This is a genomic window from Chitinophaga sp. HK235, from assembly GCF_018255755.1.
Classification (GTDB): domain Bacteria; phylum Bacteroidota; class Bacteroidia; order Chitinophagales; family Chitinophagaceae; genus Chitinophaga.
Genome location: NZ_CP073766.1, coordinates 3,461,030 through 3,475,734 on the forward strand (window position 1 = coordinate 3,461,030; position 14,705 = coordinate 3,475,734).

A 14,705-nucleotide genomic window follows, 5' to 3' on the forward strand; every position below is an offset into this window, starting at 1 on the left:
TAAAAAAGAAATACATATGCGGAAACTGATTGTATATATTGCTGTAAGCCTCGATGGATATATTGCCACAGAAGATGGCGGCATAGACTGGCTCACCGGATTCCCCAATCCAGACAACAACGATTATGGTTATGCCAGGTTCTTGGCTACTGTAGACACTACGCTAATGGGCTATAAAACCTATCAGGACGTGTTACGTCTTGCGGAGAATTTTCCATATCCTGATACCACCAATTATGTATTCAGTCGCAGTCCGAAGCCGGAAGCGCCCTATGTCACTTTTATGAATGGAGACAGTATTCCTGCACTGGTGCAGCAGCTGAAGGCACAGGATGGTAAAAACATCTGGCTGATAGGTGGTGGTGAACTGAATGCCGCTTTCCTGCAACATGACCTGATTGATGAAATGATCATTCATACGATTCCCGTAGTACTGGGAACTGGAAGACCATTGTTTGCGGGTAATGTGCAGAAAACATTTAAGGTAAAGGATATCAAACTGTATGACACCGGCGTGGTGGAAACCCGCTATGAACGATAACACCCATCACAGTTACTGTACCACCGGAAATGCAACAACCCTCACCTTGGTACATCCGTAAGGCACCAGGGTAATGGTTGTTTCCTGATCGGTGGTTTTTCCTTTGTAGATACCTTCCCTACTGGTGACAGGCTGTGGGGCCACATCATCTGCCAGTTGCCAGGCCGGCAGTTGTTTGGCGGTAGTGGTAATGCTTAACGGCGCATGTTCCAGGTTCCATACAAAACCAGCCGTGACCCGCTTTTCCTTGTTGACGGTAAAATACTGCGCCGGTGCTTTCACTGCTTTTTCCAGCAGACCGTAGTTCCAGGGCCCTTCGGGGAATATGCTGTAATACGGGCCTTCAAGCTCATCCACCGCCTGCTGCCAACGTTCTTTTAACTTCAACGCATATACGAGTGGTCCTCTTTCCACAGCTCTGGAGTTGCGGCCCCAGCTGGACACCCGCACTTCCATGGGTAACTGCAGCGTAAGATGGTCGTTGTTTTTCCAACGCCGGTACAGCGTGATCACCTGCCCTCCTTTCTCTTTTTGCAGCACTTGCCCGTTGAGGGTGATGGCAGCCTCACTGCACCAGGCCGGAATGCGCAGCTGTAAAGGAAATTCAGCAACACCTGCTGTTTGAATAATAAAGCTGATCTGATCATCGAAAGGATAATCTGTTTGTTCCCGGATGATGACAGGCGTCTGTTGTTTTCCCACCTTCGCCTTTACTTCACAGGGGCTGTAAGTGAGGGCGGCCAGACCGTTGCCCGCTGTTCCGTACCACAGGTGTGAAGTAAATTTGGTCCATCCCTGATGCATATTGGCGGTACAGCAGGTATATCCGCTGCGCAATCCAAACACGTTGTTCATCTCCCGATCAAAAGGCAGAGAGAAATTAAACACCCCTTTTTTCACCTGTACCTGGTTGGCAATCTGGAAATACTGTTTATGGTTGTAGTCGTCTGTAGTTTGCGTAGGGAGCGCGTTAAAGGTCATTCTCTCCAGCGCATCCATATAACGGATATCCCCGGTGATACTGATAATTTCTTCCAGCGAAAACATAGATTCCACGATTGCACAAAGTTCGGTTCCCTGCGTAGGTGCGTTACCGTGAAGATCTTCATCGGCGGAGAAAATACCCATGGGCAGGCCGTGCAGGGTCATCAGATCATGGAAGCCGGTGTACAGGGAGTCCAGGTATTTTTTACTGCCGGTACGCTGGTAGTTGATGGCTGGGTCTTTCAGCGCCATGCCTACGTTTACGCCGTGACGACGCATCCAGTGATCATCATTTTGCTGGGAAGCTGCATCTATCACCCAGCTGCGATTGCCGAGCCAGGTGGTCCATGGATAACTTTGCCGGTGAATGAGACCGGCCAGTTCCAGCAGGAACGGATCTTTTGTTTTGTTATAGAGCCATTGCACGATGAGCACATTATCCGCTCCGCGGGAGGTGGCCCATTCTGTCCAGTGGCCTATCGGGCATTTTTTCAGTACCTGTAGCTGATATTTAAAATACCGGGTCAGGAAAGGTATCACACGGGCATCGCCAGTGGCGGTATAGTACTGCTGCAGCACTTTGAGCATCACCATTTTGGGCCACCAGTCTTCGCCGTCCTGCGGGTTACTAACAGTGACGGATATATTTTTTTCCCGTTCGGCGCGGGTGATGGGACCGAAGTATCCGGAGGGGCGCTGATGGTCCAGTGTCCAGTTGATATACCGCAACACTTTACGGGTGAGGGTTTCGTCTTGCAGAAGATAAGCTAGTGGTACAGCACCATCCAGCCAGTAGGGTGTTTCTTCCCAGCCGTCGCCCTGGCCGCCGAGCCAGCCATTGTCTTTTTTTATTTTATCGTGTATTTCATCCAGATGCCCGGTACTGCCGTCACGCATCAGCTGCAGCTGATGTAACAGCCATCCGGTGGGTTTTACAGCTCCCAGCGGTAATTCGTGGTACACCGGCGGCGTAAAAACGGAAGGAACCGGCGAATGAACATTCGCCGGGGTAAAGCCAACTATAATGGATATTAACGTCAGTAAACGTATGTATCGCATGGTTTATGGTTTAAGGTTCACCAGTGCCGGGTTGTATAACTTATTGCTCACTGCTCTCAATTTCTCCGCCGGTACTTTTTGTACCTTACGGTCGTAGGTCATCAGGCCGTTTATTTCCACTTCCACGTCGGTGGTCTGTGTGTATACGGCAGCTGAGAGTCCTTGTCTGATCAATATTTCCAGCCGGTCTGTAAAGACGGTGTAACGTTTAAACAACTCATCTGCATTTTTAAAGGATTGGTATCCCCAGTTATCTTTCTGTTGCCATACATGTCCATCTACTGCTAAACCCAGGCCTCCGTATTCTCCCAGTACAATAGCCCTGTCATGTCCATAGATAGCCGGGTCCGGCATAGCAGGCTCCGGATAGTTATGCAGGTCGATGATAGGCCCGATGGGGAAAAAGTTGCCACCACTGGCGGTATTCACGAGGCGGGAAGGATCTTTCTGCATCGTCCATGCTGCAATATCCATGGTTTTAAACTGGCCCCAGGCTTCGTTGAACGGTGTCCAGACGATGATGGAAGGATGATTGTACAGGGTGTTGATGATTGCGTTCCATTCCTTGCGATAATAAGTTTCCGAAGCGGGAGAACGGTCTTTATCGGTAGCCCTGCCGATGATACCGGGGCGGGTTTCCCAGCCGTTGCCCAGGTCGCCGCTGGGCATATCCTGCCATACCAGCATGCCCAGTTTATCACAGTAATAATACCAGCGGGCCGGCTCTACCTTGATATGTTTGCGGATCATGTTAAAGCCCATGGCTTTGGTTTGTACGATATCGTATTGCAGCGCTTCATCTGTAGGCGCGGTATACAGGCCGTCGGGCCACCAGCCCTGGTCCAGCGGACCAAACTGAAATACAAAGCGGTTATTGAGCAGCATACGTTGTATGCCGTTATTGTCTTTTCCTATCGATGATTTACGCATGGCGAAATAACTTTTCACTTCATCGATCACTTTGCCTTTGCGGGTGATGGTATAGCGGAGATCATACAGGAAGGGTGATTCCGGTGACCATAATCTGGGTGCGGGCACTTTCAGTTTCAGGGCTTGTCCGTCGAAATTACCGGAAGCGATTTCCTTATTGCCATCGAGGGCTGTCACTTTCACCATATCTCCCGGCTGACGGCCGGCGATGTCTGCTTCTACCGTCAGCTCTTCCCGATCTATGTCGGGTGTTTGTCTGGTAGCAGCGATATAGGTATCTGCCACTGCTTCCACCCAAACGGTTTGCCAGATGCCGGTAACGGGCGTATACCAGATCCCCTCGGGCTTCTTCACCTGTTTGCCTCTGGGCTGCGGACCATCATCAGTAGGATCCCATACACGGACGGTGATTTCCTGAGCACCTTTTTTCAGGAAGGGAGTGATATCGAAAGAAAAGGGATCGAAGCCTCCTTCATGACTGCCTGCTTCTTTACCATTCACGTACACGGTTGCACGCCAATCCACGGCACCAAAATGCAGCAGCACTTTTTTGCCTTTCATGGCAGCCGGCAGCGTGATACTGGTATGATACCACAGCAGGCTGTCTTTGCCTACGGTACGGCCTACGCCGGAAAGTGCAGACTCTATCGCAAAAGGCACCAGTATCTTTCCCTGCCAGCTTTGCGGAGCAGGCGCATTTTTTTCGCTGACAGTATACTGCCACAGGCCGTTCAGATTTTTCCAGTTGTCGCGGACCAGCTGTGGCCTTGGGTATTCAGGTAATACCGCCGCCGGAGATACTTTTTCACTCCAGGGCGAAGTAATTTTTTCGCCGGCGATTTTCCATTCGTTTTGTTGTGCATAGGCTGTTGATACCAATCCAAGGGATAAAGCCAGTAACAGATTGTTTTTCATCATGGGCTGCATATTTTTTAACTTTAAGCGTAGGGTTAACACTTAAAATCTTTCTTCAAAGAAAGCGAATAGCAAGGCTGATAGTACACTAAATCGTCTCATTCTTTTTATAAATCGTCTCATTATTCCAGTTCGTCGCATATTGGGTGTAATTCGGACACTGGATTATTATCTTTATAAAAATCCTCGTACTTGCGGCCACGTTATACCGTCTTATTATTACTGTTGCTTGCCGGCTTTTATGTGTCTGGTCAGTCTGTTAATTTCATCCACTACCAGGTGGAGAACGGGCTGTCCAACAATGCGGTGATCTGTTCCTGGCAGGACAGGCAGGGTTTTATGTGGTTTGGTACCAAGGATGGGCTCAACAGATTTGACGGTTATACCTTCCGGGTGTTCCGCCACGATCCGCAACAGCCTGGCAGTATCGGCAGCAACTATATATCGGTGATATGGGAAGATGATGATGGTATGCTGTATGTAGGCACCGATAAGGGTTTATATGTTTATCATCCGGCCACGGAGCAGTTCCGGATGCTGCCCTTACAACAGGGCATTATCATAGCGATAGATAAAGACCTGGACGGCAACATCTGGATCAGCGATGACCTGAAGATATACCGTTACCATCCGCATACCGGGCGGCTGGAAGCACCTTCTCACTACCCTTCGGCCAACTCCCTGTGCAGGGCTGCTGATGGCCGCATATGGATCACCACTCCGCAAGGACAGATCGCCCATTATGATCACCAGACCGATCGGTTTGTTTCTTTTTCCCTGTTCGATCATTCTCCGGTACCTACCTCCACCTGGATTACTACCATAACAGCTACCGGCGCCGATACCATCCTGGTGGGCACTACCAGCCAGGGCGTCAAACTCTTTAACACCCGCACCCATACCTATCAGGATATACTCACCCATACCACAGAAGGCACGGGCACGTATGTACGCGATTTCCTGCGCCGCAGTGCCGATGAATACTGGGTAGCCACCGAAAGCGGTATCTACATCTATCATCCATCCAACGGAAAATATATCAACCTCCGGAAAAAATATAACGATCCCTACTCCCTCTCAGACAACGCCGTATACACGCTTTACCGCGACCGTGAAGGCGGCATCTGGGCCGGTACCTACTTTGGTGGTGTCAACTACTTTACAGAACCCTATACCGCCTTCGAAAAATTTTTTCCCCGTACCGGCGAAAACTCACTGGGCGGCAATGCAGTGAGGGAGATATGCCCCGACCGATACGGGCAGCTGTGGATAGGCACAGAAGACGGAGGGCTCAACAAAATGGATGTCCGCAGTGGCAACATCACCCGCATCCAGCCAATACCCGGTGGTGGCGGGTTGTCGCATACCAATCTGCACGGGCTGCTCGTCACCGGTGATACCCTCTGGATCGGCACTTTCGAACATGGACTGGACCTGATGAATGTTCGTACCGGCAAATTCCTGCGGCACTATGCCGCCGGCAGCGGCCCGCTGGACCTACACAGCAATTTCATCTACAGCATTATGCAAACCAGGCAGGGAGAGGTGTTGCTCTGCACTTCGAGGGGGCTTTACCGTTATGATCGTGCGCAAAATGGCTTTTCTCCCGTAACAGCAGTACCGGAAAACCTTTTCTACACCTGTGTGTATGAAGACAGTGAAGGCACGCTCTGGGCGGGGACTGTACGCAACGGCGTGTATTATTTCCATCCCCGTACCGGCCGTACAGGCAGTTATCAGTTTAATGCTGCAGATACCAGCAGCCTCGCTCACAACCGAGTAGACCATATACTGGAAGACAGCCGGCGCCAGCTCTGGTTTACCACTGAAGCCGGCCTTTGCCGCCTGGACAAAGCATCCGACCGGTTTACCCGCTATACTACCCGCAACGGCCTGCTGAGCAACATGACTTACAATCTTCTGGAAGATGATGAACACCATCTGTGGATCACCACTTCCAAAGGGCTTGCCCGTCTCACTCCTTCTACCGGCGCTATAAAAATATATACCAAAGCCAACGGACTGCTCAACGATCAGTTCAACTACAACTCCGCCTATAAAGACAGCTGCGGCAACCTGTACTTCGGCAGTGTAAAAGGTATGATCCGCTTCAATCCCGGCAGTGTACAAACAGGCGATTATCTGCCGCCGGTTTACATCACCGGCATTCAGGTATATAACAAACCGTTACTGCCCGGAGGATCTATACTACCGCATGCTACCAACTATACCGACACCATCACGCTGGCCTATGACCAATCTTCCTTCAGTATCGACTTCGCTGCATTGTGTTTCACTTCTCCCGAAATGACACAATACGCCTACAAAATGGAAGGGCTGGATCAGGACTGGATCTTCCTGGAAACCAATCGCAAGGCCGTCTTCACCAAACTGGCACCCGGCACCTATCGCTTTCTCGTGAAAGCCGCTACCAGCAACGGACAATGGAGTACTTCGCCCCGGCAGCTGACCGTCCGGGTGCTGCCGCCTTTCTGGGCCAGTTATCCGGCCTATGCGTTGTATCTACTCACACTATGCGGTCTTGTCTGGGGTATCATTGTCTATTTCCTCCGTCGCTCCAAACAACGGCAGCAGCGCAGAATGGAACTGTTTGAACATGAGAAGGAAAAAGAACTGTATCAGGCCAAAATAGAATTCTTCACCCATATCGCCCACGAAATCCGGACACCACTGACCCTTATCAAAGGCCCTATGGAAAAGGTTATCGGACAATCTGCCGCCGTGCCCCAGGTACAAAAAAACCTGCAGATCATGGAACGCAATACCAACCGGCTGCTCGACCTCACCAATCAGCTGCTCGATTTCCGTAGCACCGAAATCAACGGCTACCGGCTCAATTTCGTGAAAGCTGCTATCCCTGCATTATTACAGGAGATACATCTGCAGTTTATCCCGGCAGCTGAACAAAAGGATATTCATTTTCATATAGCCGTTCCCGTTGAATCTTTTTTTGCTTATATAGATATAGAAGCGTTTAACAAGATATTGAGCAATCTTGTAAGCAATGCCCTCAAATACGCTGCACAAGAGGTATACATCGAGTTGCTGTCTGCAGCTGATACCGCCGAAACATTCATCATCAGGATCAGTAATGATGGAACTCCTGTTCCTTCGGAGATGAAAGAAAAGATCTTTGAACCCTTTTTCAGGGGTAAAGCAGCAGCCAATCAGCCAGGCACAGGCCTGGGACTGTCTATTGCGCGGTCGCTTGCCCTGCTGCACCAGGGCACGCTGGAACTGCAATACACCGACGCAGGGCACAATGTATTTGTACTGACCCTGCCAGTACATCAGGAAATAGAATTTAATCTCAGTAAATGGAAAAGACGATCATAACCAAAGCACAGCTGCTGCTGGTAGATGACAACGAAGAGATACTCGACTTCATTGCCGACGATCTGGGAGATAAATATCATATCACTACAGCGCCCGATGGCGCCACTGCCTTGCGTATCCTGCAGGACACCGTGATACAGCTGGTGATCAGTGATGTGATGATGCCTGTGATGGATGGTTTTGAACTTTGCCGCCGCATCAAGTCGGATGTGGCGCTCAGCCATATTCCGGTAGTCCTGCTGACGGCCCGTAATACCCTGCAGTCCAAAATAGAAGGCCTGGAACTGGGTGCAGACGCCTATATCGAAAAACCCTTCTCCCCTGCGCATCTGGAAGCACAGATTGCCAGCTTACTGAACAATCGAAAAAAAATAAGAGATTATTTTGCCAGTTCACCTGCAGTCCATATCCGCAGTATGGCTATTTCCAGGGCTGATGAGGCTTTCCTCGACAAGCTGCAGGAGATCATTCTCCAGCATCTCACCGATGTCAACCTGGATGTGGAAGTGCTGGCAGATAAAATGAATATGAGCCGCCCCACGCTGTACCGTAAAATAAAAGTGATCTCTGACCTCACGCCTCATGAGCTGATCAACCTCACCCGCTTAAAAAAGGCAGCTGTTCTACTCGACAGTGGCTACTATAAAGTCAATGAGGCCGCTGAAATGACAGGGTTTGCCTCCCTCAATAATTTCAGCCGTAACTTTCAAAAGCAGTTCGGGATGCTGCCTTCAGCCTATATTACAAAAAATAATACCTGATAAAAGGTCATCCGTTTTTTCTGCAGATCAGCTGTATTACCCAGGGCCGGGCATGATAAACATCCCAGAACCCCGGCGGATATTTTTTTTCTTCTTCGGCTGAAATGATGTAGGGTTCCAGCTCGCAGGATACAAAACCGGCAGCACGAAAAACTTCCTGATAGGTTTTCCAGCTGTACCAGTAGGTATCAAAGCTGACTTCCTGTCCATCGCTGAGGAGGGTACAGCGAATAGTGCTCCCTTCCTCCAGCAGTCCGGATATCAGCTTAAAATGCAGTTTGTGTTCCGGCAGGAACAGAGAAGGCACCGCCGGTTGCTGCGGATTTAAATTGCTGGTGATAAAACTTTGTCCCGGCCGGAGGTTCTCATAAACAGACCGGGCTATTTGCTCCAGCTGTGTACGGCTGATAGCGTAGTGCAGCAGGTAGGAGGCGGTTACCACATCGAAGGTACCGATACGGCCCATGGTGGCAACATCGGCGAGTACGTATTCCACACCGTTGTTCTGCTCCTGTTCGGTGAGGCGTGCCAACCGGATCATTTCTTCCGAAACATCTACTCCCACTACCCGCGCTGCGCCCCAGCTTTTAAGACGGCGGCTGCTCATACCATCGCCGCAACCCAGGTCCAGTACCGATTTGCCGATCAGGCTGCCCAGTCTTGTATACAGCGAATACCATTCGGGGCCACGGTAGGGAATAGATTCAGCAATAGCCCTGTAGGAGTTGGCGATATGATCATACTGGCTCATGGTTTATGTATTGGTATACTTCGAATATAGCCTATGTCTCTGCGCTGCGGCCACAGTATGCTATTACAGGAATTTATAACGATATCGCATATACGAATTTAAAAATTAAGTACTGATGGTGGTGGGATATCTCAATATTTCTCTTGTAAACACCCTGAAAAAATAATATATTAGCGACGTTCAGCGATTCAAGGAAACTGGCTTTAACACATATGTCCGGGCGTTTACACGCTGGGCATAACTGTACATTTCGCAAATCTATAAATCGATTTTTACTGTATGCATCTACCGAAATTGATTATTGACCTGGCATTGATCTTAGGAGCGGCGGGTATTATTACTTTATTATTCAGGCGACTGAAGCAGCCTATGGTATTAGGTTACATCATCGCCGGCTTTCTGGTGGGGCCTAACTTCCATCTTTTCCCCTCCATCAGTGACGGGGAGAGTGTTAAAATATGGTCTGAGATCGGTGTGATCTTCCTGTTGTTTTCACTGGGACTGGAATTCAGTTTCAAAAAGCTGATGCGTGTAGGAGGCACGGCCGCTATTACCGCCTTTGTGGAAATTGCCTGTATCACGGTGGCGGGTTATTTCACCGGACAGCTGATGGGCTGGAGTACGATGGACAGCCTGTTCCTGGGTGGTTTGCTGGCCAGTTCGTCCACCACCATTATCATCAGGGCTTTTGAAGAACTGGGTATCAAACAAAAACCTTTTACCAAAATTGTTTTCGGGGTACTGGTGATAGAAGATATTGTGGTGATCCTGCTGATGGTGTTGCTTTCCACGATGGCCGTCAGCAAACAGTTTGAAGGCACACAAATGTTGTTTACCATCGCCAAACTGATGTTTTTCCTGGCGGTATGGTTCCTGGCAGGTATTTTCCTGCTGCCTACTTTTTTGAAGAAGATGGAGAAATATATGAACAGTGAAACACTGCTCATTTTAAGTATTGCCCTTTGCCTGGGCATGGTGATCCTGGCTACACAGGTAGGATTTTCTGCAGAACTGGGCGCATTTATCATGGGGTCCATCATAGCGGAGACTACCTCCTCCGAAAAAGTAGAGCACCTTATTCAGCCTGTAAAGGACCTTTTCGGCGCTATTTTCTTTGTGTCTGTAGGTATGCTCATCAATCCGGAGATGATCGTGGAATACCGCTGGCCGGTATTATGGATCACATTGCTGACCATCTTCGGCAAATTCTTCAGCACCACCTTCGGTGCGCTGGTGTCCGGCCGCCCACTCAAGGAATCGGTGCAGGTGGGCATGAGTATGGCACAGGTAGGGGAATTTGCCTTTATCATTGCCACACTGGGCGTAACGCTAGGTGTTACCAGCGAATTCCTCTTCCCCGTGGCCGTAGGTGTTTCTGCTATCACGACTTTTACCACACCTTACATGATCAAATTTTCCGCACCGCTGTACAACTGGCTGGAAAATATCATCCCGGGGAAATGGCTGGCAGCGCTCAACCGCTACTCTGCCAGCTCTCAAACCCTGCAGGCTGAAAGTGACTGGCGCACCGTACTCAACGCCTATCTGAAAGTCATCATCCTCAACAGTGTAATCCTCATCGCTATCATCCTGTTCAACACCTACTATGTATGGCCGTTCGTTGCAAAATATGTGAATAGCCAGCTGCTGGCCAAACTGATAGCGGTAGTCATTGCCATTGTTATGATGGGGCCTTTTATTTCAGCACTTACCATCAAAAAGGTGCACGGCATCGCCTACAAAGCGCTCTGGCTCGACTCCAAATATAACCGGGGCCCGCTGGTAGTGGTGGAAGTGATCCGTAACGTGATCGCTGTACTGCTGGTAGGTTTCCTGTTGAGGCAGTTTTTCCCTTTCTGGCCGGCATTGCTGGGCACATTGCTGGTGATGCTGGTGGTATTGCTGGCATTAAGGCAACAGCTACAGAAATATTACAGCCGTATCGAACATCGCTTCCTGTCTAACCTGAACGCCCGTGAAGAGGCCGTTGCCGCCGCTAAAAAAGCCCAGGCTGCTGATCTGCTACCCTGGGACGCCCAGGTATCCGAACTGGAAATCAATCCATGGTCTGCCCTGATAGACAGGCCCCTGGTGGATCTCCAGCTACGGGAAAAATACGGCATCAATGTAGGTGCCATCAAAAGGGGTAATGTCACCATCTATGCCCCTACCCGTGATGAAAAACTATTCCCGCACGATATCATCACCGCCATCGGTACTGAAGCACAACTGGAAGAGTTCAACCGGGTAGTCAATACCCTCAACGTGGAAAGGAGCGATGATGTGGCCAACGACAATGTAGGCCTTACCAGCATCGTGGTAGACGAACACAACGGACTGAAAGGACAAACCATCCGCAGCTCCGGCATCCGTGAAAGAACCAGTGCACTCGTAGTAGGCATCGCACGCGGCAGCAACCGTATACTCAACCCACCTTCTGATATGCCCTTTGAATGGGAAGATGTGGTATGGCTGGTAGGCGACCGCAAAAAGATCGCTGAGTTTAACAGACCTTAGTACTCATATAAAGAGAAAAGCGGCAAAGGACCCTCGAATCCTTTGCCGCTTTTTATGGGATATCCGTCATTTATGCTTTCTTCAGGAATGCTCTCAGCACATACTGCAGGATACCGCCGTTTTTATAGTATTCAATTTCGATAGCGGAATTCAGGCGGCATTTAACCTGGAACACAATTTCAGGTCCACTCGCCGGGGTAGCCGTTACCGTTACCATCTTGCCCGGTGTCAGATCTTCTGCAATACCAGTGATGGTATAGGTTTCGGTACCATACAGGCCTAAAGAGGAGGCTGTATCTCCGTTTACGTATTCCAGTGGCAATACGCCCATACCAACGAGATTGCTGCGGTGAATCCGCTCATAACTTTCCGCGATCACTGCTTTTACACCCAGCAGGTTGGTGCCCTTGGCGGCCCAGTCACGGGAAGAACCACTGCCATACTCTTTTCCGGCCAGTATAATCAAAGGTGTTTTAGTAGTGGCATACTGCATGGCCGCATCGTAGATTGGCAATACCATGCCTTGCGGCATCAGCGTAGTAAAACCACCTTCCTTCGGAGACAATGCATTTTTGATACGCACATTGGCAAAAGTGCCCCGTATCATCACCTCATGATTGCCTCTGCGGGAACCGTAAGAGTTAAACATCCTCGGATCAATGCCTCTGTCCAGCAGGTATTTGCCGGCAGGTGTATCTGCTTTAAAAGATCCCGCCGGTGAGATATGGTCTGTTGTCACAGAATCGCCCAGCATCAGCAATACACGGGCATTCCGGACATCTTCAACTGCCGGAGGTGTACCCGGAAGATCATAGAAGAAGGGCGCTTCCTTGATATAGGTAGAATCATTGCTCCAGTGATAATCTTTGCCTGTAGGCGCTATCAGTCCTTTCCACTGGTCGTCACCATCGAAGATCACCGCATAGGTGTCGCGGAAATCTTCCTGTTTAACAGCTGCGGCCATCGCTTCATTGATTTCATCCTGAGTAGGCCAGATGTCACGCAGATATACCGGCTCTCCGTTGGGATCATAACCCAGCGGATCATTGAACAGGTCTACATCCACACGGCCGGTGATGGCGTAAGCTACAACCAGCAGCGGCGATGCCAGGAAGTTCATCTTCACCTGTGGATGCACCCTCGCCTCAAAGTTGCGGTTGCCCGACAATACCGACGCCACAATCAGACTGCCTTTATCCACCGCTTCCGCAATAGCTGGCGGCAGCGGACCACTGTTACCAATACACGAAGTACAACCATAACCCACCACATGAAAACGTAATGCTTCCAGTTCGGCCAGCAGCCCGGAACGTTGCAGGTACTCCGTTACCACCCTGGAACCCGGTGCCAGACTGGTTTTCACCCAGGGCTTCACATACAGGCCACGGCTGATTGCTTTTTTAGCCACCAGGCCCGCACCTATCATCACACTGGGGTTGGAAGTATTGGTACAACTGGTGATCGCGGCAATGGTAATAGCGCCGTCGCTCAGCACATATTCTTCATTTTTTAGTTTGATGCGCACCGACTTCAGGTAATCCACTTCCACTGCTACATCTTCTGCATGTTTCTGTATCTCGTAGGTAAACGCGGTGCCGGAGCCACCTTCGTATAACCAGGCTGTATCGCGGCGTTTGCCTTCCGGCGTGTACATCCTTTTAAATTCCTTGTTGAGCAGCGTCTGAAACTCAGCATGTAAGTCTTTCACCAGTATACGGTCCTGCGGGCGTTTGGGGCCTGCCACGGCAGACTGTACCTTGGAGAGGTCCAGTTCTATTACATCAGAATAGCTGATGTTTTCATTGCCATGACGCCACAGCATGTTTTCTTTGCAATAGTTCTCCACCTGGGCTACCTGCTCTTCTGAGCGGTTGGTACGCCGCATATACTGAAGGGTTTGTTCATCTATAGGGAAATAAGTAACGGTGCAACCAAATTCAGGAGACATATTGGAGATGGTGGCGCGGTCAGGCACAGAAAGGTGATCGAGGCCTTCACCGAATACTTCCACAAATTTGTCTACCACCCCATATTTACGCAACAGCTGGGTGATGGCCAGCACCATATCCGTGGCCGTTACACCTTCGCTAAGCTGGCCGCTGAGCTTAAGGCCTATCACTTCCGGACAGGAGAAATAAATAGGTTGTCCGAGGATAGCGGCTTCTGCTTCTATACCACCCACGCCCCAGCCCAGTACGCCGATACCATTGACCATCGGTGTATGCGAGTCAGTTCCTACCAGCGTATCCGGGAACAGCCAACCATCGCGGGAGATAACACCCTGTGCGAGGTATTCCAGGTTGACCTGGTGGCAGATGCCCATCCCTGGCGGCACGACCGTAAAATTATCAAAAGCCTGTTGTGCCCATTTCAGGAGCTGGTAACGTTCTTTGTTACGCTCATATTCATAGGCCACATTTTTGGTGTAGGCATAGTCTGTGGCAAAAAAATCAACCTGCACCGAGTGGTCCACCACCAGATCTACGGGGATGGCCGGGTTGATACTGGCACCGTCTTTTCCTTTTCTGATCACTTCAGCGCGGATGGAAGCAATGTCCACCACGGCGGCTACACCGGTAAAATCCTGCATCAGCACACGAGCGGGCTTAAAGGGGATTTCCTTGTCGGCAGGCTTAGGCTGCCAGTTAACCAGCGTGTCCACATGTTCGTCGGTGATCGCAAAGTTGTCGTGGTTGCGCAATACATTTTCCAGTAAGATTCTGATGGAAAAAGGTAAACGGGATATCTGTTTTCCATCCTTTTCCAGTTTGCTGAGAGAAGCTGTACGTTGTTGCATATGCTATATTGTTGACATTCCTAATGAAACAATGGTATATACGTTTTGTTTAATGGCGGCCTGTTACAGACACACCAGGTGTAATGGATTCAA

General features: G+C 49.9%; 8 protein-coding genes. 4 read left to right on the forward strand and 4 right to left on the reverse strand.

Going from position 1 to position 14,705, the window contains the following annotated elements; genetic code table 11:
- The first annotated feature begins 16 nt into the window (after nt 1–16).
- Nucleotides 17–541 (forward strand): dihydrofolate reductase family protein, encoded by a 525-nt coding sequence (locus tag KD145_RS12140; protein WP_212006145.1) that lies wholly within the window; start codon nt 17–19, stop codon nt 539–541.
- Between the two features lie 12 nt (nt 542–553).
- Here KD145_RS12140 and KD145_RS12145 read toward each other — a convergent pair whose 3' ends face one another.
- Both KD145_RS12145 and KD145_RS12150 read right to left on the reverse strand, forming a co-directional pair.
- A complete protein-coding gene (locus tag KD145_RS12145) occupies nt 554–2,584 on the reverse strand; it encodes a beta-L-arabinofuranosidase domain-containing protein (protein WP_212006146.1) in 2,031 nt (676 codons plus the stop codon).
- Nucleotides 2,585–2,587: 3 nt separating this feature from the next.
- The gene (locus tag KD145_RS12150; protein ID WP_212006147.1) at nt 2,588–4,432 is read right to left on the reverse strand and encodes a glycoside hydrolase family 2 protein; all 1,845 of its coding nucleotides are present in this window, start codon (nt 4,430–4,432) and stop codon (nt 2,588–2,590) included.
- A gap of 189 nt (nt 4,433–4,621) precedes the next feature.
- Between KD145_RS12150 and KD145_RS12155 the strand changes: the two genes are divergently transcribed.
- Both KD145_RS12155 and KD145_RS12160 read left to right on the forward strand, forming a co-directional pair.
- Entirely contained in the window at nt 4,622–7,786 is a 3,165-nt protein-coding gene (locus tag KD145_RS12155) for a two-component regulator propeller domain-containing protein (RefSeq protein ID WP_212006148.1), read from the forward strand.
- Nucleotides 7,768–8,547, forward strand: coding sequence for a response regulator (locus tag KD145_RS12160; RefSeq protein ID WP_212006149.1), 780 nt, complete (start codon nt 7,768–7,770; stop codon nt 8,545–8,547). The genes KD145_RS12155 and KD145_RS12160 overlap by 19 nt, the downstream gene beginning before the upstream one ends.
- Before the next feature lie 7 nt (nt 8,548–8,554).
- On the opposite strand, the gene KD145_RS12165 is transcribed toward KD145_RS12160, so the two are convergent.
- On the reverse strand, nt 8,555–9,298 hold the full coding sequence (locus KD145_RS12165; RefSeq protein WP_212006150.1) for a class I SAM-dependent methyltransferase: 744 nt from the start codon (nt 9,296–9,298) through the stop codon (nt 8,555–8,557).
- A gap of 279 nt (nt 9,299–9,577) precedes the next feature.
- Here KD145_RS12165 and KD145_RS12170 point away from each other — a divergent pair, with 279 nt between their 5' ends.
- Nucleotides 9,578–11,815 (forward strand): cation:proton antiporter, encoded by a 2,238-nt coding sequence (locus KD145_RS12170; RefSeq protein WP_212006151.1) that lies wholly within the window; start codon nt 9,578–9,580, stop codon nt 11,813–11,815.
- Between the two features lie 70 nt (nt 11,816–11,885).
- Here the strand turns inward: KD145_RS12170 and acnA are convergent, their stop codons facing one another.
- Nucleotides 11,886–14,612, reverse strand: a complete 2,727-nt coding sequence (gene acnA, locus KD145_RS12175; RefSeq protein ID WP_212006152.1) for an aconitate hydratase AcnA — start codon at nt 14,610–14,612, stop codon at nt 11,886–11,888.
- Nucleotides 14,613–14,705 lie beyond the last annotated feature (93 nt).